Annotated in this window: 22 protein-coding genes and 2 pseudogenes; 8 read left to right on the top strand and 16 right to left on the bottom strand. The window is 64.8% G+C overall.

From position 1 onward, the window contains the following. Positions 1–147 precede the first annotated feature (147 nt). From MUW49_RS08100 to MUW49_RS08070, 7 genes and pseudogenes are all read right to left on the bottom strand, one after another. Positions 148–960, bottom strand: a pseudogene (locus tag MUW49_RS08100) (M48 family metallopeptidase); the annotation flags it as partial. Positions 961–1,112: 152 nt separating this feature from the next. Next, positions 1,113–2,087, bottom strand: coding sequence for a phosphate ABC transporter substrate-binding protein PstS family protein (locus MUW49_RS08095; RefSeq protein ID WP_210538120.1), 975 nt, complete (start codon positions 2,085–2,087; stop codon positions 1,113–1,115). 273 nt (positions 2,088–2,360) lie between these two features. Continuing rightward, positions 2,361–3,656 (bottom strand): phosphate regulon sensor histidine kinase PhoR, encoded by a 1,296-nt coding sequence (phoR, locus tag MUW49_RS08090; RefSeq protein WP_010673472.1) that lies wholly within the window; start codon positions 3,654–3,656, stop codon positions 2,361–2,363. A gap of 72 nt (positions 3,657–3,728) precedes the next feature. Then, a complete protein-coding gene (gene phoB / locus MUW49_RS08085) occupies positions 3,729–4,418 on the bottom strand; it encodes a phosphate regulon transcriptional regulator PhoB (protein WP_010673471.1) in 690 nt (229 codons plus the stop codon). A 102-nt stretch (positions 4,419–4,520) separates the two neighbouring features. Then, positions 4,521–4,930, bottom strand: a pseudogene (locus tag MUW49_RS08080) (VOC family protein). Positions 4,931–4,998: 68 nt separating this feature from the next. Next, positions 4,999–6,285, bottom strand: a complete 1,287-nt coding sequence (locus tag MUW49_RS08075) for a GGDEF domain-containing protein (protein ID WP_053288159.1) — start codon at positions 6,283–6,285, stop codon at positions 4,999–5,001. 283 nt (positions 6,286–6,568) lie between these two features. After that, positions 6,569–8,245: a sigma-54-dependent Fis family transcriptional regulator gene (locus MUW49_RS08070; RefSeq protein WP_128272612.1), complete on the bottom strand. Its 1,677-nt coding sequence runs from the start codon at positions 8,243–8,245 to the stop codon at positions 6,569–6,571. 288 nt (positions 8,246–8,533) lie between these two features. Between MUW49_RS08070 and MUW49_RS08065 the strand changes: the two genes are divergently transcribed. After that, positions 8,534–10,051: an aldehyde dehydrogenase family protein gene (locus tag MUW49_RS08065; protein WP_042882672.1), complete on the top strand. Its 1,518-nt coding sequence runs from the start codon at positions 8,534–8,536 to the stop codon at positions 10,049–10,051. Between the two features lie 51 nt (positions 10,052–10,102). Here the strand turns inward: MUW49_RS08065 and MUW49_RS08060 are convergent, their stop codons facing one another. Then, positions 10,103–10,897, bottom strand: a complete 795-nt coding sequence (locus MUW49_RS08060; RefSeq protein WP_010673466.1) for a helix-turn-helix transcriptional regulator — start codon at positions 10,895–10,897, stop codon at positions 10,103–10,105. A gap of 96 nt (positions 10,898–10,993) precedes the next feature. Between MUW49_RS08060 and MUW49_RS08055 the strand changes: the two genes are divergently transcribed. Beyond that, positions 10,994–11,881, top strand: coding sequence for a DMT family transporter (locus MUW49_RS08055; RefSeq protein WP_161470782.1), 888 nt, complete (start codon positions 10,994–10,996; stop codon positions 11,879–11,881). Between the two features lie 95 nt (positions 11,882–11,976). Here MUW49_RS08055 and MUW49_RS08050 read toward each other — a convergent pair whose 3' ends face one another. Both MUW49_RS08050 and MUW49_RS08045 read right to left on the bottom strand, forming a co-directional pair. Next, positions 11,977–12,381, bottom strand: coding sequence for a carboxymuconolactone decarboxylase family protein (locus tag MUW49_RS08050; protein ID WP_161470781.1), 405 nt, complete (start codon positions 12,379–12,381; stop codon positions 11,977–11,979). Continuing rightward, positions 12,378–13,361 (bottom strand): aldo/keto reductase, encoded by a 984-nt coding sequence (locus MUW49_RS08045; RefSeq protein WP_161470780.1) that lies wholly within the window; start codon positions 13,359–13,361, stop codon positions 12,378–12,380. The genes MUW49_RS08050 and MUW49_RS08045 overlap by 4 nt, the downstream gene beginning before the upstream one ends. Positions 13,362–13,460: 99 nt before the next feature. Here MUW49_RS08045 and MUW49_RS08040 point away from each other — a divergent pair, with 99 nt between their 5' ends. Further along, the gene (locus tag MUW49_RS08040) at positions 13,461–14,369 is read left to right on the top strand and encodes a LysR family transcriptional regulator (protein ID WP_069785606.1); all 909 of its coding nucleotides are present in this window, start codon (positions 13,461–13,463) and stop codon (positions 14,367–14,369) included. A gap of 114 nt (positions 14,370–14,483) precedes the next feature. On the opposite strand, the gene MUW49_RS08035 is transcribed toward MUW49_RS08040, so the two are convergent. Both MUW49_RS08035 and MUW49_RS08030 read right to left on the bottom strand, forming a co-directional pair. Then, on the bottom strand, positions 14,484–15,176 hold the full coding sequence (locus MUW49_RS08035; protein WP_010673461.1) for a response regulator: 693 nt from the start codon (positions 15,174–15,176) through the stop codon (positions 14,484–14,486). Between the two features lie 3 nt (positions 15,177–15,179). Continuing rightward, positions 15,180–16,745 (bottom strand): sensor histidine kinase, encoded by a 1,566-nt coding sequence (locus tag MUW49_RS08030; RefSeq protein ID WP_010673460.1) that lies wholly within the window; start codon positions 16,743–16,745, stop codon positions 15,180–15,182. A 258-nt stretch (positions 16,746–17,003) separates the two neighbouring features. Here MUW49_RS08030 and slyA point away from each other — a divergent pair, with 258 nt between their 5' ends. The 4 genes from slyA (at position 17,004) to MUW49_RS08010 (ending at position 20,116) form a co-directional block, all read left to right on the top strand. After that, positions 17,004–17,477, top strand: coding sequence for a transcriptional regulator SlyA (gene slyA / locus MUW49_RS08025; protein ID WP_010673459.1), 474 nt, complete (start codon positions 17,004–17,006; stop codon positions 17,475–17,477). A 1-nt stretch (position 17,478) separates the two neighbouring features. After that, positions 17,479–18,534 carry an HlyD family secretion protein gene (locus MUW49_RS08020; RefSeq protein ID WP_201872218.1) on the top strand — a complete coding sequence of 352 codons (1,056 nt, stop codon included), beginning with the start codon at positions 17,479–17,481 and terminating at the stop codon, positions 18,532–18,534. 10 nt (positions 18,535–18,544) lie between these two features. Beyond that, positions 18,545–19,573: a DUF2955 domain-containing protein gene (locus MUW49_RS08015; protein ID WP_052815465.1), complete on the top strand. Its 1,029-nt coding sequence runs from the start codon at positions 18,545–18,547 to the stop codon at positions 19,571–19,573. A 183-nt stretch (positions 19,574–19,756) separates the two neighbouring features. Beyond that, positions 19,757–20,116, top strand: a complete 360-nt coding sequence (locus tag MUW49_RS08010; protein WP_010673456.1) for an MliC family protein — start codon at positions 19,757–19,759, stop codon at positions 20,114–20,116. Between the two features lie 275 nt (positions 20,117–20,391). Here the strand turns inward: MUW49_RS08010 and MUW49_RS08005 are convergent, their stop codons facing one another. The 4 genes from MUW49_RS08005 to nrdD all read right to left on the bottom strand — a co-directional run bounded on the left by MUW49_RS08005 (position 20,392) and on the right by nrdD (position 23,886). Then, positions 20,392–20,772 carry an energy transducer TonB gene (locus MUW49_RS08005; protein WP_223920298.1) on the bottom strand — a complete coding sequence of 127 codons (381 nt, stop codon included), beginning with the start codon at positions 20,770–20,772 and terminating at the stop codon, positions 20,392–20,394. A gap of 146 nt (positions 20,773–20,918) precedes the next feature. Next, positions 20,919–21,089, bottom strand: a complete 171-nt coding sequence (locus tag MUW49_RS08000) for a YqaE/Pmp3 family membrane protein (RefSeq protein WP_010673454.1) — start codon at positions 21,087–21,089, stop codon at positions 20,919–20,921. A 57-nt stretch (positions 21,090–21,146) separates the two neighbouring features. Continuing rightward, the gene (gene nrdG / locus MUW49_RS07995) at positions 21,147–21,656 is read right to left on the bottom strand and encodes an anaerobic ribonucleoside-triphosphate reductase-activating protein (protein ID WP_244812591.1); all 510 of its coding nucleotides are present in this window, start codon (positions 21,654–21,656) and stop codon (positions 21,147–21,149) included. Positions 21,657–21,768: 112 nt separating this feature from the next. Next, complete coding sequence (nrdD, locus tag MUW49_RS07990; RefSeq protein WP_010673452.1) at positions 21,769–23,886, bottom strand: anaerobic ribonucleoside-triphosphate reductase; 2,118 nt, start codon at positions 23,884–23,886, stop codon at positions 21,769–21,771. Between the two features lie 439 nt (positions 23,887–24,325). On the opposite strand from nrdD, the gene MUW49_RS07985 reads away from it, so the two are divergent. Continuing rightward, positions 24,326–25,294, top strand: a complete 969-nt coding sequence (locus MUW49_RS07985) for an ABC transporter substrate binding protein (protein WP_244812590.1) — start codon at positions 24,326–24,328, stop codon at positions 25,292–25,294. The last annotated feature ends 2 nt before the right edge of the window (positions 25,295–25,296 follow it).

The following is a 25,296-nucleotide window of genomic DNA, read 5'->3' as shown; positions in this document are numbered from 1 at the left end:
TTCTGGGCCATAATAATAAACAGTTGGTTAAGATCTCGACTATTTACAGCTTGGCAACGCAAGGTACAATTAAAATCGTACTTGGAGCCGTTCAACTGATCGAGACTTGATCAACTTGTGCAGAGAATGATCATGCGTCGGCCCTGACGCCTTGCACTGGGGAACCAGCCCTGATGCTTTCGCCTGCTGGTACAGGGGCTGCACTTCGGCCTGCTGGGCCTGCAGGTTGGCGATCCGGCTCTGGTCGCTGGGGTGGGTGGAGAGCAGCTGGGGCGGTGCCTTGCCACCGGAGGCGGCGCTCATGTTCTGCCACAGGGTGACGGCTTCGGCCGGGTTGAACCCGGCGCGGGCCATCAGCTCGAGGCCGAGCCGGTCCGCCTCGCTCTCCTGGGTTCTGCCAAAAGGCAGGGCTATCCCCACCTGGACCCCGAGGCCCAGGGCGGCCATGGTGGCAGCGCCCCCGAGGCTGTCGCTGCTGCCGATGGCGGCGTCCGCCACCGCCAGCCCGATACCGGTCAGCTGATCCCGGGAGAGGCGCTCGTTGGAGTGCTGGGCCAGCACGTGGGTCAGCTCGTGACCGATGACGGTGGCGAGCTGGTCCTGATTCTTGGCGACTTTCAGCAGGCCGCTGTAAACGCCTATCTTGCCGCCGGGCAGGGCGAAGGCGTTGATCTCCTTGGAGTCGAACACCACTACCTCCCAGCTGGTGATGCCATAGCTGGCAGGCACCTGGGCGGTCACCGCCTTGGCCACGCAGCCCACATAGGCATTCATCCTGGCATCCGTGCTCACCTTCTCCTGCTGCTTCATCTGGGTGAAGGAGTCGGCGCCCAGCTGGTTCATCTGCTGGGGGGAGAAAAGCAGCATCTGGTTGCGACCAGTCGGCGACTGGGCGCAGCCGGCCAGCAGGGCGCTGCACAAGGCCGTCAGGGCCAGTCTGGAGAGGGAAGATGCGCGCATGAGAGGGTCCTTTGCCGTGAAGTTGCCCTATTCTCGGAAATGCCGCCGCCCGGCGCAAGCCGGGCGCTGCGCCCTGCGACCAAAAAGATCCTGGGGCGCACCAATGAAAACGAGCCCGCATGGGGCTCGTTTTTCTGCAAGGGCATGTTCTGTTACATGATGCCCAGCTTCTTCAGGTCGGCCTGAACCACCTTGGCCGGGACCGGCACATAGCCGTCCTTGGCAACGATGGTCTGGCCCGCCTTGGAGAGCATCATCTTCACAAACTCCTGCTCCATCGGGGAGAGCGGCTTGTTCGGATGCTTGTTCACGTAGACGTACAGGAAGCGCGACAGCGGGTACTTGCCGGTGATGGCGTTGTCGGAGCTCGCCTCGATGAAGGTCTTGCCATCCTTGGAGAGCGGAACGGCGCGCACGCCGGAGGTGACGTAGCCGATACCGGAGTAGCCGATGCCGTTCAGGGAGGAGGAGACGGACTGTACCACGGAGGCGGAGCCCGGCTGCTCGTTCACGCCGCTCTTGAAGTCACCGTTGCACAGGGCGTGTTCCTTGAAGTAACCGTAGGTACCGGACACGGAGTTGCGACCGAACAGTTGCAGATCCTTGCCGGACCAGCTGCCGTCCAGACCCAGATCAGACCACTTGGTGGCCGCCTTGGCTTCGCCGCACTTGAGGGTGCTGGAGAAGATGGCGTCGATCTGCGACATGGTCAGCCCCTTGATGGGGTTGTCCTTGTTGACGAACACGGCCAGGGCATCGACGGCGACGCGGATGGCGGTCGGCTTGTAGCCGTAGCGCTTCTCGAATGCCTCCTCTTCACCGGCCTTCATGGCGCGGCTCATGGGGCCAAACTGGGCGACGCCCTCGGTCAGGGCAGTCGGTGCGGTGGAAGAACCGGCGGCCTGGATCTGCACGTTGACGTTGGGATACATGCGCTTAAATTCTTCGGCCCACAGGGTCATCATGTTGGCCAGAGTGTCCGAGCCGACAGAGGACAGGTTGCCCGAGATGCCGCTGGTCTGTGTGTATTCCGGCAGGTCTTTATCCACACCGGCAGCCAGAGCGCTGACAGAAAACAGGGTTGCTGCGGTGAATCCGATGACACCAGCCAGTTTGTTGAGTTTCATCCAATCTCTCCAAGTCCAAGGTTGCAGAAGGCAATCGTCAGGTTGACGTCTATACGTGGTTGACACCCGATCGCAATGATCCGTGGGCCAGCACCACTCCTTCTCCAGTGTTACAGAAGGTCCGTTCTTTAAGACGGCGCCAGTATCTGGCCTGGCAGTGACAAATTTATGGAATTTATATGACACTTTGATGACATGGGCCGAGAGTGGCCCGGATGAAAAAAGGGCTGCGATGCAGCCCTTCTATCGTTGCTAACACATTGACACAAAATATTATTTCACCAGCACCATGCGGGCGGGAATGAGAAAGCTGAAGCGGCTGCCCGCACCGACCCGGCTCTCGATATCGAGATGGGCATCGTGATGACTCAGGGCATGCTTGACGATGGCAAGGCCGAGCCCGGACCCTCCGGTGTGGCGCGAGCGGGCCTTGTCGACCCGATAGAACCGCTCGGTGAGCCGTGCCAGATGCTCGGGGGGGATCCCCTCCCCCTCATCCTGCACCGCAAACAGCGCCATGCTCCCCTGCTTGCGCCACTCCACGGTGATCTTGCGCCCCGCCGGGGTGTAGTGGATGGCGTTGTAGACCAGGTTGGAGACGGCGCTGCGCAGCTGATCCTGATCCCCGCGCACCAGCAGATTGGGCTGGACCATGAAGACGATTTCGTGGGCCCGCTCGCCGGAGAGCGCCCGCGCCTCCTGCTCCAGCAGCCCCAGCATGGCGGGCATGTCCACCAGATGGGAGAGATCCACGGTGGGCGCCGCCTCGATGCGCGACAGGGTGAGCAGCTGGTTGACCAGATTGTCCATGCGGATCGTCTGCTCCATCATCACCTTGTGCGCCTTGGCCCACATGGCGGGGGGCGGCGGCTCCTCGGTCATCTCCAGATACCCCTTGAGCACGGTGAGGGGGGTACGCAACTCGTGAGAGACGTTGGAGACGAAGTGCTTGCGCGTCTTCTCCAGGCTGCGCAGCCGGGTCACATCCCGCACCACCAGCATGGCCTGATCCTCCGCATAGGGCATGATGCGAAATTCGAGGAACTTCTCCTCGTTGATGGGGGAGTGCATCTCGAATGGCTCGTCATACTGCCCCTTGCCCAGATAGGCGACGAAGGCGGGGTGACGGATCAGGTTGCCGATGTGCTGGCCGGCATCCTCGGGCCAGCGAAAGCCGAGCAGTTGCTCCGCCAGCCGGTTGCACCAGAGGATGCTGCCGTCGGTGCGAAACACCACGGCCGCATCGGGCAGCGCCTCCGCCCCTTCCCGAAAGCGGCGGATGAGGCCCGCCAGCTCCCGGCGCCGGGCCCGGTGACGCTGCTGCAACTTGTAGATGCCGTTGAAGATGTGCTCCCAGCTGCCGCTGCCGTGGGGCGGCACCAGGCTGCGATCGTGCCACAGCCAGTCCGACAGCCGCTTCTGGAAGCGGTAGTGCCAGACCAGGTGCACCACAGTGGCCACCAGCAGGCAGAGAACGAGATGATCGATTAACCAACCTACCAAGACGAAGGGGCTGTAGAAGAACGCCATTCGCCACAACTGTCGCCGCCAGGCGTAAGGTTGCAACATTAAGATCTCCTAGAGGCAGCAAAGAGCCGGGTCCAATGCCCGCCGGCAGGCGCTGGCGGCACTGGCCCTGACCTAGAGACGGGTCGAGAAGCGGTAGCCGGCCCCGCGCACCGTCTGGATCAATCTGTCGTGCCCCGTCTCTTCGATGGCCTTGCGCAGGCGGCGAATGTGCACGTCCACCGTCCTGTCCTCGACATACACGTTGGTACCCCAGACGTTGTTGAGCAACTGCTCGCGGCTGTAGACCCGCTCGGGGTGGGTCATGAAGAAGTGCAGCAGCTTGAATTCGGTCGGCCCCATGTCGAGGGCCTTCTCCTCGGCACTGACCCGGTGGGAAACGGGATCCAGTTTGAGCCCCTGCACCTCGATCACCTCGTCCACCGAGGTGGGAGAGACGCGGCGCATCACGGCGTGCAGGCGGGCGGTGAGCTCCTTGGGGGAGAAGGGCTTGGTGATGTAGTCGTCGGCACCGGCCTCGAGCCCGCGCACCTTGTCCTCTTCCTCGCCCCGGGCGGTCAGCATCACCACCGGGATCTGGCGAGTCATCTCATCCTGCTTGAGCTGCTTGAGGAACTGGATACCGCTGCCACCTGGCATCATCCAGTCCAGCACGATGAGTTCGGGGTAGGGTTCGCGCACCTTTGCCAGTCCATCGGCGTAATCTTCTGCTTCTACTGTTTCATATCCCTTCTGCTCAAGCACGAAGCAGAGCATTTCGCGGATCGGTGCCTCGTCCTCGACCACCAGAATTCGCTTAGCCATATCCCTTCTCTCTCCTCTGTGAAGATGGGTGCGCCAATTATTAGAACTTTCTGTGACACTTTTATGACTTTATGACGGGCGGGATGATAAACGTTTTCAGATTCAGTTGGCAGCAGCGAGTTGCAGCAGGTCCCAGCGATTGCCACTGATGTCCTCGAACACCACCACGGTGCCGTAGGGTTCGAGGCGCGGCTGTTCACAAAAATGAACACCATAGGCCAGCATCCGCTCGTAATCGCCCCAGAAGTCGTCGGTCTCAAGGAACAGGAAGACCCGACCGCCCCCCTGGCGACAGATGGCGGCGCGCTGCTCCTCGTTGGCCGCGCGAGCCAGCAGCAGGGCGGAGCCGGGAGCCCCCTTGGGAGCGACCCGCACCCAGCGTTTGCCCGGTTTGCCCGGCTCGTCGAGGGGGTGTCTTCCAGTAGCTCGAAGCCCATTCCCCGGGTGAAGAAGGCGATGGCCTCGTCGTAATCCGCCACCAGCAGCGTCAGGGCGCCAATGTGTTGTGCCATGGCATCTCTCCTCGGATAAATGATGGGGCGCATGATAGCCCCGCCCGGCCATGGGCTCCAGCGCCGGATCAGTCGGGCGCCACCTCCACCCGGTTGCGACCATTCTGCTTGGCCTGATAGAGCGCCTCGTCGGCCCGCTTGAGCGCCTGCTCCAGGCTATCCTTGCGCCGCTCGGCCACCCCGAAGGAGGCGGTGATACCGAGCCCCAGCGGCCAGTGCCTGTACCCCTCCAGCGCCCCTCTCAGCCGCTCCGCCAGGGCGGCGGCCCGTCCCTCGTCGTAATGGAGGCAGACCAGCACGAACTCCTCCCCGCCCCAGCGCACCAGTCGGCACAGGCTGTCGCAATGGCGCAGCAGCTCGCTCACCATGTGCTTGAGCACCTCGTCCCCCACCGGGTGGCCGTGACCGTCGTTGACCCCCTTGAAGTGATCGATGTCGATGTAGATGAAGGAGAGCGGCATCTCGCCGAGCTCCCCGAGCAGCTTTTCGCCGCCGAGCCGATTGAGGGCCCCGGTCAGGGGATCGTAACGGGCCTCCTCCTCGGTGCGCCGGTTCTGCTCGCACAGGCTCGCACTCAGGGCTTCAGCCGCGAGGCGCGCCTCCCTGGCCTTGCGCAGCCGATCCCCGAACATCAGGTTCTGGACCAGGAAGAGCAGCACGCCGTATACAAGCCACCCCAGCAGCAGATAGCGATAGAAGTCCCCCGGCTTGCACCAGCGGCCATAGAACTCCAGCCGCTCGAGCCGCAACCGGTGCTCCCCCGGCAACATCTTGTCATCGGAGGCGATCTCGATGGCGTAAACATGGTGCAGATCCGGCCCCTGCTGGACCAGCGGAATGTCGTACTGCTGCACCCACCAGGAGCTGGGGGCAAAGACATTCAGGGGGACATCCTGCTCACGACCAAAATCCCTGGCGGTGAAGAGCACTTCGTTGAACTTGTGGGAACTCTCGTCTTCCCGCGTCGAGTAGACGGGATCGTAGTTGCGCAGATAAAGGCGCCAGGCCTGTACCCCCTGCCCTTCTACATCCAGCCTCACCCGCACCCCGGTGAAGCCGGAGAGATCCAGCCCCTGCTCGGGATCGGTCAGGGTCAGAACCAGCTCGCAGAAAGGATAGGCATATTGGCTTCGCAGGGTGCACTGGATGGCGGGTCTGTCGCCCCCCTGACTCAGGGTGGCGACGGAGGAGCCCTTGTGGGCCCTGTCATCCTGGGCACGCACGGACAAACCGGCCTGGCTCAGGATGTCGAGCCGCCGCTCGGGTCCGAATTCGAATAACACCATGGCCAGCAGGCTCGCCGCCAGCAGGCACCAGAACAACAGCGTCGTCATGCGGGAATAGGAAGGGATCATCGGCATCACACCTGAAAAAGGGCTTTTACCCTACACCTTGAAGCGCCGAACCGCGCTGATCCAGATCCAAGGTTATTACACGCGCCGCACCGGGCGCAGACGGGTGCCGACTAACCGGCACGGGCCCCATGGGGCGCAAGCGGCATCGGCCAGCAGCCGGGAGAGAGGCGGGGGGCCTCGTCGGTGGTGAGATGGGTCATTGCGCACTCCCTGCGATGGAAACATAACGAAAAAACGTCCTTGCCTTCGCAGTCTACACAAGCGCTGGACGGCGCGACACCCTTCACCCCTCCTCCCGCAGCGCCCGATAGAGGGTGGTGCGACTGATGCCAAGACGGCGCGCCGCCTCGCTCACGTTGCCGCCGCACTCTGCCAGGGTCTGTTGCACCCGCTGCCGACTCTGCTCGCGCAGGGTACTCCCTCCCAAAGGTGAGCTCGCTCCCCCTTCCACGGCGGGCAGATGCAGATGGGCAGGTTCAATCCAGCCCTGCCCCTCTGCCAGTACACAGGCCACCTCCAGCGCCTGTTTGAGCTGGCGCACGTTGCCGGGCAGAGGGTGAGCCAGCAGCCGCTGCTCCGCCTCCCGGCTCAGTTGTAGCGCCGGGTCCATCTGGGCGAGCAGGTTCAGGATCAACCCCTGACGCTCGGGCACCGACCAGGCCCGCAGGGGTGCCAGTTGCTGGCGCCAGCCGCAGATGCGGTAGTAGAGATCTTCGCGAAAGGTGCCGGCCGCCACCATGGCCGCCAGATCCCGATGGCTGGCGCTGACCAGCCAGAAATCCACCGCCTCGGGTCTGTGGCTGCCTACCGGGGTGACGACGCGCTCCTGCAACACCCGCAGCAGCCGGGTCTGGGCCTGGAGCGGCAGCTCGCCAATTTCATCCAGCATCAGGATGCCGCCGTGGGCGGCGCGCAGATAGCCCTGGCTGCCCTGGCTGCGGGCACCGCTGAAGGCCCCCCCCACGTAGCCGAACAGCTCGGCCTCCACCAGCTCCGCCGGCAGGGCGCCGCAGTTGACGCACACCAGAGGCCGCTCCCGACGGCTCGAACTGGCGTGCAGGGTGCGCACCAGGTGCTCCTTGCCGCTGCCGGTCTCCCCCTCGATGAGCAATGAGATGCCCCGCTCCAGCATCTTGAGCGGCACCTGCTGCGCCTGCGATCCCCCCTCCTCAACCGCGCTCGGCAGGGGGAGCCTGGCGGCGCGCTCCCCCGCCTCCGGCACCAGCCGCAGGCCGCGGCGCTCGCGCAGCAACTGCTGACCGTCGAAGGGGTGCTGGCCGAGCCAGAGCCGACCGGCCCGGTTGGCCCCGAGCAGCTCGCCCCCCTCCCCCAGCAGCAGGCGGGCAGACCAGAGGCTCTGGGGATCGAGATCCACCAGCCAGCCCGGCTGGCGGGCCAGCAGGGCGTTTTCCAGGGTCATGGCCAGGAGGCGCACGGTGCCCAGCATGTCGCCGCCGTGGTGGGCCGCATCGGTGGAGATGTCGAGCACGCCGAGCAGTTGCCCGTCCGGCCCGAGCAGGGGGCAGGCGCTGCAACTGAGAAAGCTGTGCTGGGCGAAGAAGTGCTGCGCCCCCAGCACCTGCACCTCGCTCTGCTCGGCCAGCGCGGTGCCGATGGCGTTGGTGCCCTTGCTCGCCTCCCCCCAGCGGGCGCCGCTGCGCAAAAAAATGCGCTCGGCATGGCGGGCAAACCGGTCGTCTCCGCTCACCGCGAGGATGGCCCCCTCGCCGTCACACAGCAGCAGACGACAGGGTCTGCCTGCCAGCAACTGGCCAAAGAGCGGCAGCACGAAGCGCTGGAAGCAGGCGATGAGCGTCCTGTGCTGCTCCTGGCGAGCCGACAGCTCCCCCTGGGGCAGCAAGTCCAGCTCGGCGCTCTGCTGGCGGCTCAGCCCCTGATGCAGGCAGCGCTCCCAGGAGCGCTGGATTGGGCTGGCACCGGATTGAGGCAACTCGCTCATCACACCTCCTTCTACACACTCGCGAATAGGGCCGCCTTGGGGGAGCGCCTTCATCACGTCTCCTGTTCACAAACGGCACAGTGTCACACCCGATGTTCAGAAACGGCACAGTTCGGGGGCCGCTCTGGGGGGCACTGGTTAACCAAGATACCCCTTGGCACCCCGTTTTATAACGTTTTTGCAACCTTTTTGTGTAGAGCGCTGCCCGCTGGCACGCCCCTTGCGATGACAGGAAGCAACCGGACTGCCCGCCAGGCCGGTCAGGACCACACACATAAGGATGATGAGATGATTTATACCGCTCCCGGTCAGGCAGGTGCCCTGGTCAGCTTCAAATCCCGTTATGACAACTTCATCGGTGGCGACTGGGTGGCGCCGCGCGCCGGCCGCTATTTCGAGAACATCTCGCCGGTGGATGGCCGGGTGTTCTGCGAGGTGGCCCGCTCCGACGCCGCCGACATCGAGCTCGCCCTGGACGCGGCCCACAAGGCGTTCGCCAGCTGGAGCAAGACCAGCGTCACCGAGCGCAGCAACCTGCTGCTGCGCATCGCCGATCGCATCGAACAGAACATTGAGCGGCTTGCCGTCGCCGAGACCTGGGAGAACGGCAAGGCGGTGCGCGAGACCCTGGCCGCCGACCTGCCCCTGGTGGTGGATCACTTCCGCTACTTTGCCGGCTGCATCCGCGCCCAGGAGGGCTCCGCCGCCGAGCTGGACCAGAACACCGTCAGCTACCACTTCAAGGAGCCCATCGGCGTGGTCGGCCAGATCATCCCGTGGAACTTCCCCCTGCTGATGGCCGCCTGGAAGCTGGCCCCGGTACTGGCGGCCGGCTGCTGCAGCGTGCTCAAGCCCGCCGAGCAGACCCCGGTCACCATCATGCTGATGATGGATCTCATCAAGGACATCCTGCCCCCTGGCGTGGTCAACGTGGTCAACGGCTTCGGCGCCGAGGCGGGCCAGGCGCTCGCCACCAGCAACCGGATCCAGAAGCTGGCGTTTACCGGCTCCACCGAGGTGGGCGCCCATATCCTGCGCTGCGCCGCCGACAAGCTGATCCCTTCCACCGTGGAGCTCGGTGGCAAGTCCCCCAACATCTACTTCGCCGACGTGATGCAGCACGAGAGCAGCTACATCGACAAGGCGGTGGAAGGGATGCTGATGACCTTCTTCAACCAGGGGGAGGTGTGTACCTGCCCCTCCCGCGCCCTGGTGCAGGCCAGCATCTATGACGACTTCATGGACAAGGTGCTGGCCCGCGCCCGCACCATAGTGCAGGGCAACCCCCTCGACACCACGACCCAGGTGGGGGCCCAGGCGTCCCGCGAGCAGTTCGACAAGATCCTGAGCTACATGGAGATCGGCCGCGGCGAAGGGGCCAAGATGCTGCTGGGCGGCGGCCCGGCCAAGGTGAGCGGGCTGGAGGGGGGCTTCTACATCCAGCCCACCATCTTCTCGGGCCAGAACAAGATGCGGGTGTTCCAGGAGGAGATCTTCGGGCCGGCGCTCGGGGTCACCACCTTCAAGGACGAGGCGGATGCCCTGGCCATTGCCAACGACACCCAGTACGGGCTGGGGGCCGGCCTGTGGACCCGGGACAGCAACCTGGCCTGGCGCATGGGGCGTGGCATCCAGGCCGGCCGGGTCTGGGTCAACTGCTACCACGCCTACCCGGCCCATGCGGCCTTTGGCGGCTACAAGAAGTCGGGGATCGGTCGCGAGACCCACAAGATGATGCTGGACCACTACCAGAACACCAAGAACCTGCTGGTGAGCCACGACATCAACCCCCTCGGCTTCTTCTAAGCCCATCCCGTGATCCACAAGGGCGCCTGCGGGCGCCCTTTTTCATGCGGTTCAGGCCACGGGTTGGCCCAGTTGCTGGCGATAGCGCTGGGGGGCGCAGCCCTGTTCCCGCTGGAACATGGCGATGAAAGCCGAGGTGGAGGCGTAACCGAGGCGCCAGGCGATCTCCTGCACCGGCATCTCGCCCCGCAGCCAGTCCAGCGCCTTCACCAGCCGGAGCCGGGTGCGCCACTGGCCGAGGCTCATGCCAAGCTCCTTCTGGCAGCGCCGCGCCAGGGTGCGCTCCGTGGTGTGCAGCGCCCTGGCCCACTCCACCAGCGTGCGGTTGTCCTCCGGCGCCGCCTGCAATGCCGCCAGCAAGGGGGCCAGCAGGCGATCCCGGCTCTGGGGCAGGTAGCTCGGCTGGCATCGGGTGCGGGCCAGCTTCTCGATGAAGAGTTCACCCTGACGGGCATCCCACTCATCCTCCATGTGCCCGACCCGGCGCTGGGTGAAGTCCTCCAGCAGGGCCCGCAGCAAGGGGGTGAGGGCCAGCAGCTGGGGTTCCCGTGGCAGACGCGGGGCCAGGGCGTGGCTCACGTAGATGGAGGTGTAATCCAGGGTCTGCTCGTTGAAGGCGGTGTGGGGCAGGTCCGCCGGCACCCAGATGAGGTAGTCCGGAGGCGCCACCAGCCGCTCTCCCCCCACCTCCACCACCATGACCCCCAGGCTGATGAGGCTGAGCTGACCCCAGGGGTGGGCGTGCTCGGCGCAGGCGTTGCCCCCCTGGATCTGGCTGTAGCGAAAGTAGAGGGGGTTGGGGTCGGCCAGCAGGCGATCCTGCTCGGCCAGGGTGAGGGTGCCCATGCAGATTGTCCCAAAGCGGTTATGACATGTCTTATTTACGCTACTTACCTCGTTCAAGACAAGGCTAGACTCTCCCCATCGTACCAAGGAGTGCCTATGCCTTTTCTCTTCCCCCTGCTCGCCATCCTGATCTGGGCCGCCAATACCGTGGTCTCCAAGGCAGCCGCCGGCGTGCTGGATCCCGCTGCCATCTCCTTCTATCGCTGGGTGATCGCCGCCCTCGCGCTCTCCCCCTTCTGCCTGCCGCAGCTCTGGCGCCGCCGGGCCGACATCCGCCCCTGGCTCGGCAAGCTGCTGGTGCTCTCCCTGCTCGGCATGGTGCTCTACCAGTGCCTCGCCTACTACGCCGCCCACAGCACCTCGGCCACCAACATGGGGGTCATCGGCTCCCTGCTGCCCCTGCTCACCCTGCTCATCGGGGCCTGCTGCTTTGGCCAGAAGCCGGGCAAGCAGGCGCTGCTCGGCATGAGCCTCTCCCTGTTCGGGGTGCTCTGGCTGCTGGGTCAGGGCAACCCCCTGGCACTGCTGCACAGCGGCATCAACCCCGGCGACGGCATGATGCTGCTGGGGGCGGCCAGCTATGCCCTCTATGGCCTGCTGATCCGCCGCTGGCAACTGCCGTTCGGCCCCTGGCTCAACCTCTACCTGCAGATCCTGCTGGCGGTGCTGCTGCTCATCCCGGTGGCCCTCTCTGCCGACTCCCTGGCCATTCCCGCCCAGGGCTGGAGCATGGTGCTGTTCGCCAGCCTCGCCTCCTCCATCTTCGCCGCCTACTGCTGGATGCGCGGCCTCGCCACCCTGGGGGCGGAGCGCACCTCGGTCTTCATGAACCTGATGCCCCTGTGCACGGCCCTCATCGCCGTCATCACCCTGGGGGAGCCCATTCACGGCTATCACCTGCTGGGGGGCGGCCTCATCCTGACCGGGGTCATGCTCTCCCAGCTCAAGCCGAGGGTACGCCGTCCTCTGCCAGAAGGGGCTTGAGCCGGCCAGCACCATGAAAGAAGGGAGCCTCGGCTCCCTTCTTGCTGCCCTCGTCAGGGCACACCTGACCTTTTCGCCAGGGTGACGTCTCCACCTTAATCCCTGCCCCCCCGCCCCTTGTCATGGGCGGCGAAGGCGCTGCGGGCCGCACGGATGCCATTCATGCAGGCGGGCACTCCGGCATAGACGGCGACCTGGAGCAGGATCTCGATGATGGTCTCCCGGCTGACCCCCACATTGAGGGCGGCCCGGATATGGAACTCGAGCTGTCCGGGCGCCGTGCCCATTCCCATCAGGGTCGCCACCGTGAGTATCTCGCGGGTGCAGAGATCGATGCCGGGACGGGCGAGCACATCGGCAAAGGCAAACCCCAGCACCAGCTCGGCAAGTTCCGGTGGCAGGGCATCCAGGCTGGCGGCGACTCGCGTGGGTGCCTGGGGATCGAGCCGGGCCAGCAGCGCGAACGCCCGTTCATGGCGATCCGTGTGCGAGCCGCTCATGCGTTCACCCCCTTCATCCCCTCGGCAGTATAGCGCTCCCCCGCCACCGGCAGGGTCCGGATGGCCTGGCCCAGGGCCCCGAGCTCCGCTGGGGAGAGGCGCACCGAGAGGGCGCCGAGGTTATCCTCAAGGTGGGTCAGGCGCCGGGTGCCGGGGATGGGCACTATCCCCTCCCATTGCGCCAGCAGCCAGGCCAGGGCTATCTGCGCCGCCGTGCACCCCTTCTGCCGGGTCAGGGCCATGACCGCCTGCACCAGGGTGCGGTTGGTGGCGAGGTTCTCCCCCTGAAAGCGCGGCAGACTGGCCCGAAAATCCCCTTCCTCGAACACCGCCTCCTGCTGGTAACGCCCGGTCAGAAACCCGCGCCCCAGGGGGGAGTAGGCCACCAGACCAATCCCCAGCTCCCGGCAGACGGGCAGCACCGCCGCCTCCACCTCCCGGGTCCAGAGGGAGTATTCGGTCTGCACCGCCGCCACCGGGTGCACGGCATGGGCGCGCCTCAGGGTGGCCTCGCTCACCTCGCACAGACCGATGCGGGCTATCTTGCCCTCCTGTACCAGCTGCGCCAGCCCGGCCATGGTCTCATCGACGGGATGGGCCGGATCGAGGCGGTGCACATAGTAGAGATCGATCTGCTCGATGCCGAGGCGGCGCAGGGAGCCCTCGCAGCTCTGGCGCGCATAGCGGGCGCTGTTGTCGAGGGTACGCCTGTACTCCCCGTGCTGGCGCACGATGCCAAACTTGGTGGCGACCTTCACCTGCCCCCGCCGGGTCGCGAGAAAACGCCCGATCAGCGCCTCGTTGTGGTGGGGGCCGTACATGTCGGCGGTGTCGAGCAGGTCGATGCCCCGCTCCACCGCCTCCGCCAGCACTCGCAAGGACATCTCATCGTCCCGCGGCCCGTAGAATTCGCTCATCCCCATGCAGCCCAGCACCAGGGCAGAGACCTGCAGGTTGGCTCCCAGTGTTCGTCGTTGCATCGCATTTTCTCCCTGACAAGTTGCAGGGGAGTATGGTCTTCCGAAAATTAATGAGATATAGAGATAACTGGCAACCCATTTTCCGATTATGGAAACACTATGCACGATCCCCTGCTCTGGGACGACGCCCGCGTCTTCCTGGCCATCGCCCGCAGCGGCACCCTGAGCGGTGCCGCCCACGCCCTTCGCATGGGGGTGGCCACCGTCTCCCGGCGCCTGGACAGGCTGGAGGCGGCCCTCGGCCTCCCCCTGTTCAGCCGCCACCAGCAGGGCTATCGCCTGACCGACGACGGGGAGGCCCTGCTTGAGCGAGCCGAGGCGCTGGAACATGCGGGACTGGCCTTTGGCGAGGCGGGGCAGTTGCAGGGACAGGTGGCCGGCACCGTGCGCCTCGCCACTGCCGAGAACCTGGCCAATCCCCTCATCATCCCCTCCCTGCCGACGCTCTTTGCCCAGCACCCCGAGCTGAGGGTGGAGCTGGTCACCGGGGTGCAGACGGTGAACCTGCACCGGCGCGATGCCGATCTCGCGGTGCGCATGGTCAAGCCCGATGCCGGCCACCTCACCCTGCGGCGCCTGGGCACCCTGGGCTTTGGCCTCTACGGGACCGGCGCCTACCTGGATGCCCGCAGCCCCGGGCTGGATGCCGCCAGCTTCGATCAGGATGACTTCATCGGATGGAACGAAACCCAGAGCCACCTGCCCGCCGCCAGATGGATGACCCGCATGCTGCGCGGCCGCCCCTGCCGGGTGGAGACCAGCACCCTGGCGGCCCAGCTCGCCGCCGCCCAGGCCGGTCTGGGGCTCGCGGTGCTGCCCCACTACCTGGCCCGCCAGACGGATCTGGTCTGCCTGCTGCCGGAGCTCGGAGTGGATCAGCCCATCTGGCTGGTGCTCCACAGCGATCTCGCCCACTCCCGGCGGGTGAGAGCCGTGGCGGATCATCTCATCGCCCTGTTCGAGCGCGCCCGCACCGCCCTGCACCCCTTCTCGGGCGATCCCAGATAGAAGGGCCGGGTCGCATCGGGGCAAAACAAAAGGGAGCTCAAAGGCTCCCTTTTATCTGCGCGGCCTGCGCAGCATGGTGTGCGCGGCCTCTTCGGCGTTGTGCCCGCGGCGGGGTCACGACTCCCGGCGCCAGTGGTAGCGCCGCTCCGGGCGGCCACGCTGGCCGTAGTTGAGCTCCACGTCCAGCCGATCTTCTGACTCCAGAAACTCCAGGTAGCGGCGGGCCGTGGTGCGACTCAGGGAGAGGCGCAGGGCCACGGTGTCGGTGGAGAAGGTGTTGTCCGGCTCCCCCGCCAGCAGATCCAGCACCTGTCGCAGGGTGATGGCGTCGATCCCCTTGGGGGTCTCCCGCGCCTCCCGACCCTGGTTGCGCGCCTTGCCCATCAGGCGGTCCAGGTCGCTCTGGGCCAGCTCCCCCGGCTCGCACAGGCGGCGATGCAGGACCAGGATCTCCTCCAGGCTCTGCTGGATGCGAAACAGCCGCAGCGGCTTGATGACGTAGTCCTGCACGCCCAGGTTGAGGGCCTGCTGTATGGTCTCCACGTCGCAGGAGGCGGTCACCATCATCACCATCACCTCCCGGTTGTAGCTGCGCAGCCGGCTCACCCACTCCAGGCCCGAGCCATCGGGCAGGGAGATGTCGACCATCAGCAAGCGGGGCTCGCTCCCCGCCATCAGGCGATCCGCCTCGGCCAGGGTGCCGGCCCGCCCCATCAGGGAGAACCCGGCCGTGGAGGAGACCAGCTCCCCCAACATGGCGCCTATCCGCTCGTCATCCTCGATAATCAGCGTGAAAATTGGCTTCATGACTTACACCAATTGGTTTTTATTCAAATAGATACCAAACAGGGTCGTCTGCTCGGCGGTGCGACGCCATTCTATCACGCCCCCCCGCCTGGCCACCGTCTTCTTGACCAGGAAGAGGCCGACCCCGTGATCCCCGGTCTGGCGGCTGACACCGTAGTCGAACAGGTGATCCGCCAGCGCCTCGTCCACCCCCTCGCCACTGTCCTCCACCTCGATCACCAGCCGCCGCCCCAGATCATCGAGGGAGAGCAGCACCCTGGGCGCGGCGTGCTCGCGGTTCCCCCAGGCGGCGCGAATGCCGTTGTCCAGCAGGTTGCCGATGCAGGTGATGAGATCCGCCGACACCTCGGCCGGATACTCCCCGAGGGCCGACCCCGCATCCAGCACCAGCTCCACCCCCAGCTCCCGCGCCCGGCTGAACTTGCCGAGGATGAGCCCGGCCACCGGCTTGTTCTCGATGACCCGCAGCAGATCCTGCAACATGTTCTGGCAGGCTTCGTTCTCCTGCTGGATGAGGTCTACCGCCTGATCCACGTGGCCGAGCTGGAGCAGACCGGAGAGGCTGCTGAGCTTGTTGGCGAATTCATGGGTCTGGATGCGCAGCATCTCGCCGTACTGGCGCAGGTGGGTCACCTGCATGCCCAGGCTGCCGGTGCCGTCTGGCCGGCTGAAGATGAGCATGCGCCCCGGCTCGCGACCGCTGAGCTCCTGCCAGTGGCCGACGAAGTCATCCCCCTGCACGGTGAACCTGACCGCCCCCCCTTGCTGCAACGTGGGCACGAGGCCGGGGGCCAGCTCCGCCAGGGAGCGGCCCAGCAGGGCGTGGCGCCCGGTGCCGGGCAGTCGCAACTGATAGAAGGCGGCGCTGTTGAGCATGGTGATCCTGTGCTGGTTGTCCAGGGCCACTATCCCCTCCGAGATCCCCTCCAGCACCAGATCCTGCTGGGCGAAGCGATTGGCGATGGTCTCCGGCTCCAGATCCAGCAGGGTGCGGCGCAGCAGGTGCTGCACCCAGAGCGCCAGCAGCAGGCCGCACCCCAGCACCGCTGCGATGGCGCCGACCAGCAGGGCGATCCGCTCCTGATAGGTGCCCTCCACGGTGCGCATCAGATAACCCACCGCCACTGCACCGATGGCCTGGCCATCGGGCCCCACTACGGGAGCGAAGCAGCGGATGGCGGGACCCAGGGTGCCCACGTCCCGGGAGCAGTAGCTCTCGCGCGACTGGAGTGCAGGCCAGATGTCCTCCCCCCGGAAGGTCTGGCCCACCAGCTCGGGCGAGGGGTGGCTCAGGCGCCTGGCATGTTCGTCGGTCACCACCATGTAGGCGGCGTCGGTGCGGCTGCAGATCCCCTGCACATAATCCCGCAGCCCGGGATCGCTCCCCTTCTCCAGGGCCCGGACCACCCGGCTGTCCGCCGCCAGCACCCGGGCCAGATCGCTCCCCTTCTCCTTCAGGTTGTTCTCCAGCAGGTGGCGCATGAAGAGGGCGAGCAGACAGCCCAGGATCAGGATCAGCAGCAGTGACAAGCCAAGCGAGAGGGTGACTAGCTGGTGGCGCAGTTTCATCGTTCAACCTTGCAGCGGACAGGAAAGCCCAGGGTGAGGGTGTCCCCCGGCCGGGTCAGTGGCCAGCCTGGCGCACCTCAAAGGTGGCCACTCTAGCGCCTCCCCCGGCCGTTGTCGGTTAGCTGGCCCGCAAAGCCATATAAAAACTTAAACACCACGGCCCGGGCAAAAAACCTGAACGTGAGCTGTATCACACTATTTACTTAGCCTGCGAAATAAATATAATGCTTCGCAAGCTAAGTAATTGAGGTGCCCGTCATGAAAAAGGATCTGGAGATGTTGCGAGAACTCTCCCTCGCCGAGCAGCTGGGGCGATTGCACCGGCTCTGGCGCACCGTGGCCGATCTCGAGCTGGCACCTCTAGGGCTCACCCATCCCCGCTGGACCGCCCTGTGGAAACTCAGCCGCCTCGGCGGCCACCTCAGCCAGAAGACCCTGGCCGAGGCCCTGGAGATAGAGCTCCCCTCCCTGATGCGGACCCTGGGTCAGCTCGAGGAGCAGGGGCTGATCGAGCGCCATTGCTGCAGCCAGGACAAGCGGGCCCGCATCGTCACCCTGACCCCGGCGGGCAAGGCGCTGCTCGATCAGATCGAGGGCCGCATCATCGCCGTGCGCCGGGAGCTGCTCACCGGCATCAGCCAGCAGGAGCTGGCCCAGTTTGAAGACATTGTGCACCGCATCTCCGCCAACGCCCTCGGCAAGATAGCCGCACAGCACGAAGAGAGAGAATAAGATGACACCGGATCAACAATTCAAGCGCTGGATAAAGTGGGCCATCATCTGCTTCGTCCTGGTGTTTGGCTACTTTCTGCTGGCCGACATCAAGATGCCCCTGACCCCCCAGGCCATGGCCACCCGGGTCGTCACCCGGATGGCCCCCCAGGTCAGCGGCAAGGTGGTCGAAGTCGCCGTCGCCAACAACCAGCACGTCAAGCAGGGGGATCTGCTGTTCGCCCTCGACCCGGAACCCTTCCAGCTCGCCGTGGATCAGGCCAGGCTCGCCCTGGATCAGGCCAGGCAGCAGAACCGCCAGCTGGACGCGACCCTGACCGCCTACGAGGCGGAGTACAGCTCGCTGCGCACCCAGGCCGACCAGAAACAGCGGGAAGCGGCGCGCATCGACGCCCTCTACCGCCGTCACATGGTCTCTGAACAGCAGAAAGATGACGCCGACAGCGCCGCCCGTACCGCCCGTGCCAACCTGCTCGGCAGCCAGGCCCGGGTAGAGCAGGCCCGCGTCAACCGCGGCTTGCCAGGGGAAGACAACCTGCTGCTGCGCCAGGCCCGCAACCGCCTCGCCCAGGCCGAGCTCAACCTCGCCTACAGCCGGGTTCATGCGAGCCAGGACGGCATCATCACCAACTTGCAGCTCAAGCCTGGCAGCGTGGCCAATGCGGGTTCCCCTCTGCTGGCCCTGGTCTCCGAGCAGGTGGACGTGATCGCCGATTTTCGCGAGAAGAGCCTGCGCCACGTCAGCGCCGGCAGTCAGGCCCTCGTCGCCTTCGACGGCGAGCCCGGTCGCCTCTATCCTGCCCGCGTCGCCAGCCTGGATGCCGGGGTCAGCGCCGGCCAGTTTGACGCCAACGGCCAGCTTGCGAACCCTGTCGAGTCCGATCGCTGGGTACGGGATGCCCAGCGCCTGCGCCTGCACCTGACCCTGGAGCAACTGCCCGCCCACCTGCCGGCCGGGGCCCGCGCCACGGTGCAGCTGCTGCCGGACAACGCCCTGACCGGGCTGCTGGCCCGCGGCCAGATCCGTCTGCTCAGCCTGCTGCACTACATCTATTGAGATGACGACCATGAACCTGTGGCACAGACCCCTCACCCCCAACGAACTGCGCCAGTGTCTGCGCATCGCCTTTGGCTGTACCCTGGGGTTTGTGCTGTGCAAGATCTTCGGCTGGAGCAACGGGGTCTTCTTCACCGTCACCCCGGTGCTGCTGCTCGGCCTGGTGCCGGTGATGAACGGTCACGCCGCCCGCCAGCTCATCGCCTCCGCCGCCATGTGCGGTCTGGAAGTGGGGCTGCTCGGCGGCCTGTTCGGCGGCCACCCGGGGCTCATGACCCCCCTGGTCTTTTTGCTCTTCCTCTACCGTTTCGCCGCCATGTCCCGGGGCAGCCTGTTCCTGTTCGGTGCCAACGGGGTGCTCAGCCTCAGCATCATGCTGCACTTTGCCAGCTACCCCGGGATTGATCTGAACGACCTCATCTTCAGCAACCTCTGGGCCAGCGTCCTGTCGGTGCTCATCGCCTATCTGATGACGGCCCTCATTCCGGACGTGGAGGAGCGCCCCAGGCCGGCCCCCTCCCCCAAGGCGCCGCACCGGATGCGCCACGAAGCCCTGCTGGGGGCGTCCATCGCGACCCTCTCGTTCCTGGTGTTCCAGATCTTCGATCTGCGCGACTCCATGTCTGCCCAGGCCACCACCCTGCTGCTGCTCTTCCCCATGCACTGGAACGGCGCCCTGGACTATGCCCGCAAGCGGGCCATGGGCACCCTGCTGGGGGTGAGTTTCGGCATCCTGGGGCAGCTGGTGCTCTATGACTGGTCCGGCTTGCTGCTGCTGGTGACCCCGGTGCTCTGGCTCGGCGCCATGCTGTTCAGCTATGCCCATGTGAAGGAGGCGAGCGGGTCCGGAGTCGGCTTCGGTGCCCTCACCACCCTCGGCATCCTGTTCGGCCAGTACCTGACCCCGGGCAACGACCTGGTGTTCAGCGCCCTCTATCGGGTGAGCAGCATCCTCTTTACCATCGTGGTCACCCTGCTCGCCTGCTACCTCATCCACCGGCTGCTCAATCGCTTCGAGGCGACACGGTTCGGCCACTGACCCTTTTCTGCAGCCATTGGACGGCTCCCTTTCGCCCCGCTTGCCTGCCGGGGCGTTTTTTTGCCTGCCCCACGGACCAGAGGGAGACGGACGCATCCCGACGCAGGGCTCCTGCCATGAGGTTGCAGTTGTGCCTCATCCTGTTAGGCTCAAGGCCATATGACACCGTTGTGAGGATCAAACATGAAACACGCCAAGCTCTTTCTACTGGGGGCGGGCGCCATCACCCTGCTCGGCGGCTGCGATCTGGGCAGCGGCAAGCTGGGAGTGACCGGCGGCGATCCCGTCACCTATCTGTGTGAACAGAACCAGAAAGTGCAGGTTCGCTACTTCTCCCTCTCGGACGAGAGCCTGAACTTCGTCAAGCTCTCCCTCCCCGATGGCAAGGATTACACCCTGCCTCAGGCGGTTTCCGCCTCCGGCGCCCGCTATACCGACGATCACGAGGTGGTCTGGTGGAACAAGGGCAAGGAGGGGTTCGTCGAGATGCGTGATGACGCCGGGGAGTGGCAGAGCCGCTACAACGACTGCAAGGAGCAGTGATCCGCGCCGTCATGGCACACCGCCCACACGAAACACCCCGGCCTGGCCGCAATGCTGTTCAGATAAGCACTTTTTTGACTGATTATTCATAAATTAGATTTGAGTTGAGGGGGCAAGGCTGTGTCCAGTCGATCTTCCTCCAGCCTTTATCCAGCGGGGCTTGCAATAGAAAGAGGGAGGCATCATGCCTCCCTCGATTTTTTGTCCTGATACTACGTGGACTGGAACTCAAATTCTCTTAAGTGAACAGCATTGCGGCCTGGCCGGGGTGTTTGTCATTTCACTTCCACTTCGAATCGGGCCACAACCCGAGCCGGAATGGCTTGCTGATTCTGCTCCGATGGCCGGTAGCGCAGCTGCGCCAGCCCGGAGATGGCGATGAGATCCAGCACGCCGGGGGGCTGGGACTCCAGTACCTCTGGGCTGAACAGCGTGCCATTGGAATCGATGAGGTAGCGAAGGGTCACATACCCCTTGACCGGCCTCTTCGCCGGCAGCCCCCCGACCGGGTTAAACCTGATGGCATCCCCCACCAGCACCCAGTATTCGGGCAGCGTTTCCCAGGTGACATCCACCGGAGGCTGATTCAGCTTGGCGGTGGGGCTGGCACAGCCCCCGAGCAGGGCCAGGGCGGCCCACAGCAACAACCCTTTCACTCGCACTCGACATTCCCTCTTCGTTGTATCGCTCGACTCCATGAGCGACGCGCCAGTGTCAGGCAAAGGGGCTCATCCTGGAAGCCCCCATCTGGCAGGCAAAAAAAAGCCAACCCCGGAGGGCTGGCCTTGTGATCTCTCACGACTCAGGCGCGCTTGTCGCTTACCACCAGCCAGAGGGCATGGACCATGCCGGGCAGACCGCCCAGCAGGGTCAGCACTATGTTGATGAGGAAATGGAGGCTGAAGCCTACCTGGATAAAGGCGCAGACCGGGGGGAGAAAGATGGCCAGCAGGATCTTGAGCAGATTGTTCATCGGGATTCCTCGTGTAAACAGCGCTTGGGGTTGGCCTAACCATAAACACCCAAGGCCTCAACTGCAAACCAGACAGGGGATCCGCTCTCCTCCTTTCCGCCAGGCGTTGAGGTCGTGAACCATCTGATTGCGGCTGCCACGCCAGAGCAGACCGGGATCCGCCAGGGCCTTCTCGAACCTGCCATCCACCAGCACGTCCAGCAAGGCCACCAGCTCCCGCTGGGCCGGGCTGAGATTTGCCAGCAGATAACCGGTCCAGCACCAGATGTCCTTGCCGGGGCACTCGGTTCGCACCCGCTTCACCAGCGCCAGCACATGCTGCACGTTGGCGGGGTGGAGCGGATCGCCGCCGGAGAGCGACAGTCCGCGCCGCTTGATGCGGCTGTCGTTGAGATCGTGAATGATGCGATCGCTCATCGCCTCATCGAACGGCTTGCCCCCATCGAGCCGCCAGGTGCTCTGGTTGTAGCAACCTGGGCACTGGTGCTCGCAACCCGACACAAACAAGGTGGCGCGGGTGCCTGGGCCGTTGATCACATCGACCGGGTAGTACTGGTGGTAGTGCATTCGAGTTCTCCGGGTTAACGGCCAACCCCCTCCCAACCTCCCCCTTCGAAAGGGGGAGGAGCTTCTTTGCCCCCCCCCTGCCAAGGGGAGGGCTGGGGTGGGGTCTGCTCGCTTACATATGCTTGACCCGGCGTTTGACCTCTTCCTGCTTGCCCGCGTTGAAGGGGCGCGCATCCGGGCTGCCGAGATAGCCGCACACCCGGCGGGTCACCGACACCTTGGCGGGGTCATGGTTGCCGCAGCGCGGGCAGGTGAAGCCCTTGGAGGTGCACTCGAACTCGCCAGTGAAGCCGCAGTCGTAGCACTCGTCGATGGGGGTGTTGGTGCCGTAGTAGGGCACCTTGTCATAGCTGTAGTCCCAGACGTTCTCGAGCGCCTCCAGGTTGTGCTGGATGTTGGGGTACTCGCCGTAGCAGATGAAGCCGCCGCTGGCGATGGGCGGATAGGGCGCCTCGAAGTCCAGCTTGTCGTAGGGGTTCACCTGCTTCTCCACGTCCAGGTGGAAGCTGTTGGTGTAGTAGCCCTTGTCGGTCACCCCGGCCACCACGCCAAACTCCTTGGCGTCGATGCGGCAGAAACGGGTGCAGAGGTTCTCGCTCGGGGTGGAGTAGAGGCTGAAGCCGTAGCCGGTCTCCTCCTTCCACTCGTCGGTGGCCGCCTTGAGCCGCGCGATGATGGCGATGGCCTTCTGGCGCAGGGTCTCGCTGTCGAACAGGTGGACGTCTGTGCCATAGAGGGCGTTGATGGTCTCGTGTACCCCGATGTAACCCAGCGAAATGGAGGCGCGGCCATGTTTGAAGATCTCGCTGATGTTGTCATCGGCCTTGAGGCGCACCCCGCAGGCCCCCTCCATGTAGAGGATGGGGGCGACCCGGGCCTTGACCCCGTCCAGGCGCTTGATGCGGTACATGAGCGCTGTCTTGGCCACCCGCAGGGCGGCATCCAGCTTGTCCCAGAAGTCCGCTTCATCGCGGGATTTCAGGGCAATGCGCGGCAGGTTGAGGCTCACGACACCTAAGTTGTTGCGCCCTTCGTGGACCAGCTCGCCATTCTCTTCAAAGGCACCGAGGAAGGAACGGCACCCCATGGGGGTCTTGAAGGAGCCGGTGACCTTGACCACCTGGTCGTGGTTGAGGATGTCCGGGTACATCCGCTTGGAGGCGCACTCCAGCGCCAGCTGCTTGATGTCGTAGTTGGGATCCCCCTGCTTGTGGTTCAGGCCATCCTTGATGGCGAACACCAGTTTCGGGAAGACGGCGGTCTTCCTGTTCTTGCCAAGGCCGGCGATGCGGTTGCCTAGGATGGCGCGCTGGATGAGGCGCGATTCCCAACTGTCCCCCAGGCCAAAGCCGAAGGTGACGAACGGCGTCTGACCGTTGGCGGTGTGCAGGGTATTGACCTCGTATTCTAGGGACTGGAAGGCGTCGTGGCACTCCTTCTCGGTGCGAGCCATGGCGTAGGCGTCCACATCCTGGATCCCCCACTCCTCGGCCACCTCCCGGTGCTTGTGCCAGCTGATGGTCACATAGGGTGCCAGCACTTCGTCGATGCGGTTGATGGTGGTGCCGCCATAGATATGGCTCGCCACCTGGGCGATGATCTGGGCGGTCACCGCGGTGGCGGTGCTGATGGATTTGGGAGTGTCTATCTCCGCGTTGCCCATCTTGAAGCCGTGGGTCAGCATCCCCTGCAGATCGATCAGCATGCAGTTGAACATGGGGAAGAAGGGGGAGTAGTCGAGATCGTGGAAGTGCAGGTCGCCGCTCTCGTGGGCCTGCACCACGTCGCGCGGCAGCATGTGGCTGATGGCGTAATGCTTGGCGACGATGCCCGCCAGCAGGTCACGCTGGGTCGGGATCACCTTGGAGTCCTTGTTTGCGTTCTCGTTGAGCAGGGCCGCGTTGGTCTGCTCCACCAGGCCGCGGATCTCCTGGGCCAGGCGACCCCGGGCCTCGCGGGCCTGATCCCGGTCGTGACGGTATTCGATGTAGGCACGGGCGATGGCCTTGTCGTCGGAGGCCATCAGGTGGTTCTCGACCCGGTTCTGGATCTCGTGGATGTCTACCTCCCCTCGCCCCTCCAGCTCCTGGCTGACGGCGGCGGCAATGCGCTCTGCCAGCGCCGGACTGGCCTGATTGACCGCAGCCGCCGCCCGGCTGACCGCATCGCGGATCAGTTGGCCATTGAATGGTGCACGACATCCATCGCGTTTGATCACTACCGGTTTCATCGATTTTCCCCGTATTGAAAGACCTGGTGGCCACCCTCGGCTCACCCTCGTTGAGTCCCCTTCTCCACGCCCGTCCCCGGCGCAAACAAGGTCAGCCAAGGCTTGAAACACCTGGGCTGACACTGAGAGGGCGACCACTTATGCACAGCTTTATGACACTATATATGGGTGTTTTTTTTATGCTTACACCTATATGTGGGGTCTATTAGGCACCAAAGCGGTACCCTGTTTCTTGATCCAGAACAGGTTTTAGAAGGAGTGGGGCAGTTCACAATCAGCGCCAAAGGGAGCTCTTTTTGCTCACCCCAGACGGGATGCGGGCTCCCGCCCGGCAAGGGATAAAAAGAGAGGGGCACGCCTTCCGACAACAATTGACCGAGGCGCCAGAGAGCGGGAGAGCACATACTGGGGAACAGTCTGTCCCTTGCGGAAAACACACGTGACCAAGGTCTTGCTCCTGCTCTCCCTCCTCTCCCTCCCGCTGCTGGCCGCCGAGATCCTGGTGATCAGCAGCTATCACCAGAGCAACCAGTGGGATCAGAGCTACAGTGCCGGCCTAGAGAAACACCTCAAGCAGGCGCATCACCTCGGCTATCTCTATCTGGACACCAAGCGCCAGCCCGGCCAGACCCGTGACGAACTGCTCGCCAAGGGAATGGCCGCCTACCGGACCCACCAGCCAGCGCTGGTGATCCTGGGGGATGACAACGCCATCAACGCCCTCGCCCGACCCATCGCCGCCCGGGGAACGCCCGTGGTGTTTCTCGGGATGAACGAGAATCCGCGCCCCAAGGGGCTGGTCGGCCACCCCCTGATCACCGGCGTCCTGGAACGCCCCCTGCTCAAGCGCAGCATCAGCGAGATGAGTCAGTTTATGGGAGGGCTGGAGCGTGCCCTGGTGCTGTTTGACGAAAGCGAGGTGTCCCGCACCGCCGTCGCCCACGAGTTCAAGGGGCGAGGCGAGCTGACGATCGGCCAGACCCGGGTCAGCAGCCGCCAGTTCACCGACTACGGACGCTGGCAGGAGGCAGTGCTCGCCAGCCGGGAAAACGGCTATCAGGCGCTCTTCCTCGGCCTCTACCACACTCTCACCGACGCTCAGGGCCAGCATGTAAGCGAGCAACAGGTACTGGCATGGACCAGCGCCAACAGCCCGGTGCCACTGTTCTGCTTCTGGGCCTTTGCGGTGGGCAGGGGAGCCGCCATCGGCGGTCTGGTGCTCGACGGCCACAGCCAGGGAGAGAGAGCCGCCGAACTGGCCAATGCCATCCTCTCGGGCACGGCGCCCGGCGCCCTCTCCCCCCGCGCCGCATCCCGCGGGGAATACCTGTTCAGCAAGAGCGAACTGGCACGCTGGCACCTGACGGCTCCCGATGCCTGGCAGGACAAGGTGAGCTACGTCGAGTGAGC

It is taken from the genome of Aeromonas sp. LsrichE-8G, from assembly GCF_022869435.1.
Lineage (GTDB): Bacteria > Pseudomonadota > Gammaproteobacteria > Enterobacterales > Aeromonadaceae > Aeromonas > Aeromonas caviae.
The sequence above is the reverse complement of the archived record's forward strand: the minus strand, read 5'-3'. Positions and strand labels throughout refer to the sequence as shown.

Bases quoted from the DNA above. Each gene is read 5' to 3' on its own strand.
- MUW49_RS08040 (WP_069785606.1), top strand. From the start codon at position 13,461: ATGCACGATCCCCTGCTCTGGGACGACGCCCGCGTCTTCCTGGCCATC.
- MUW49_RS08055 (WP_161470782.1), top strand. From the start codon at position 10,994: ATGCCTTTTCTCTTCCCCCTGCTCGCCATCCTGATCTGGGCCGCCAAT.
- nrdG (WP_244812591.1), bottom strand. From the start codon at position 21,656: ATGCACTACCACCAGTACTACCCGGTCGATGTGATCAACGGCCCAGGC.
- MUW49_RS08020 (WP_201872218.1), top strand. From the start codon at position 17,479: ATGACACCGGATCAACAATTCAAGCGCTGGATAAAGTGGGCCATCATC.
- phoB (WP_010673471.1), bottom strand. From the start codon at position 4,418: ATGGCTAAGCGAATTCTGGTGGTCGAGGACGAGGCACCGATCCGCGAA.
- slyA (WP_010673459.1), top strand. From the start codon at position 17,004: ATGAAAAAGGATCTGGAGATGTTGCGAGAACTCTCCCTCGCCGAGCAG.
- MUW49_RS08050 (WP_161470781.1), bottom strand. From the start codon at position 12,381: ATGAGCGGCTCGCACACGGATCGCCATGAACGGGCGTTCGCGCTGCTG.
- MUW49_RS08070 (WP_128272612.1), bottom strand. From the start codon at position 8,245: ATGAGCGAGTTGCCTCAATCCGGTGCCAGCCCAATCCAGCGCTCCTGG.
- MUW49_RS08015 (WP_052815465.1), top strand. From the start codon at position 18,545: ATGAACCTGTGGCACAGACCCCTCACCCCCAACGAACTGCGCCAGTGT.
- MUW49_RS08075 (WP_053288159.1), bottom strand. From the start codon at position 6,285: ATGATCCCTTCCTATTCCCGCATGACGACGCTGTTGTTCTGGTGCCTG.
- MUW49_RS08035 (WP_010673461.1), bottom strand. From the start codon at position 15,176: ATGAAGCCAATTTTCACGCTGATTATCGAGGATGACGAGCGGATAGGC.
- MUW49_RS08095 (WP_210538120.1), bottom strand. From the start codon at position 2,087: ATGAAACTCAACAAACTGGCTGGTGTCATCGGATTCACCGCAGCAACC.
- nrdD (WP_010673452.1), bottom strand. From the start codon at position 23,886: ATGAAACCGGTAGTGATCAAACGCGATGGATGTCGTGCACCATTCAAT.
- MUW49_RS08010 (WP_010673456.1), top strand. From the start codon at position 19,757: ATGAAACACGCCAAGCTCTTTCTACTGGGGGCGGGCGCCATCACCCTG.
- phoR (WP_010673472.1), bottom strand. From the start codon at position 3,656: ATGTTGCAACCTTACGCCTGGCGGCGACAGTTGTGGCGAATGGCGTTC.
- MUW49_RS08045 (WP_161470780.1), bottom strand. From the start codon at position 13,361: ATGCAACGACGAACACTGGGAGCCAACCTGCAGGTCTCTGCCCTGGTG.
- MUW49_RS08030 (WP_010673460.1), bottom strand. From the start codon at position 16,745: ATGAAACTGCGCCACCAGCTAGTCACCCTCTCGCTTGGCTTGTCACTG.
- MUW49_RS08060 (WP_010673466.1), bottom strand. From the start codon at position 10,897: ATGGGCACCCTCACCCTGGCCGAGCAGGATCGCCTGCTGGCCGACCCC.
- MUW49_RS08000 (WP_010673454.1), bottom strand. From the start codon at position 21,089: ATGAACAATCTGCTCAAGATCCTGCTGGCCATCTTTCTCCCCCCGGTC.
- MUW49_RS08065 (WP_042882672.1), top strand. From the start codon at position 8,534: ATGATTTATACCGCTCCCGGTCAGGCAGGTGCCCTGGTCAGCTTCAAA.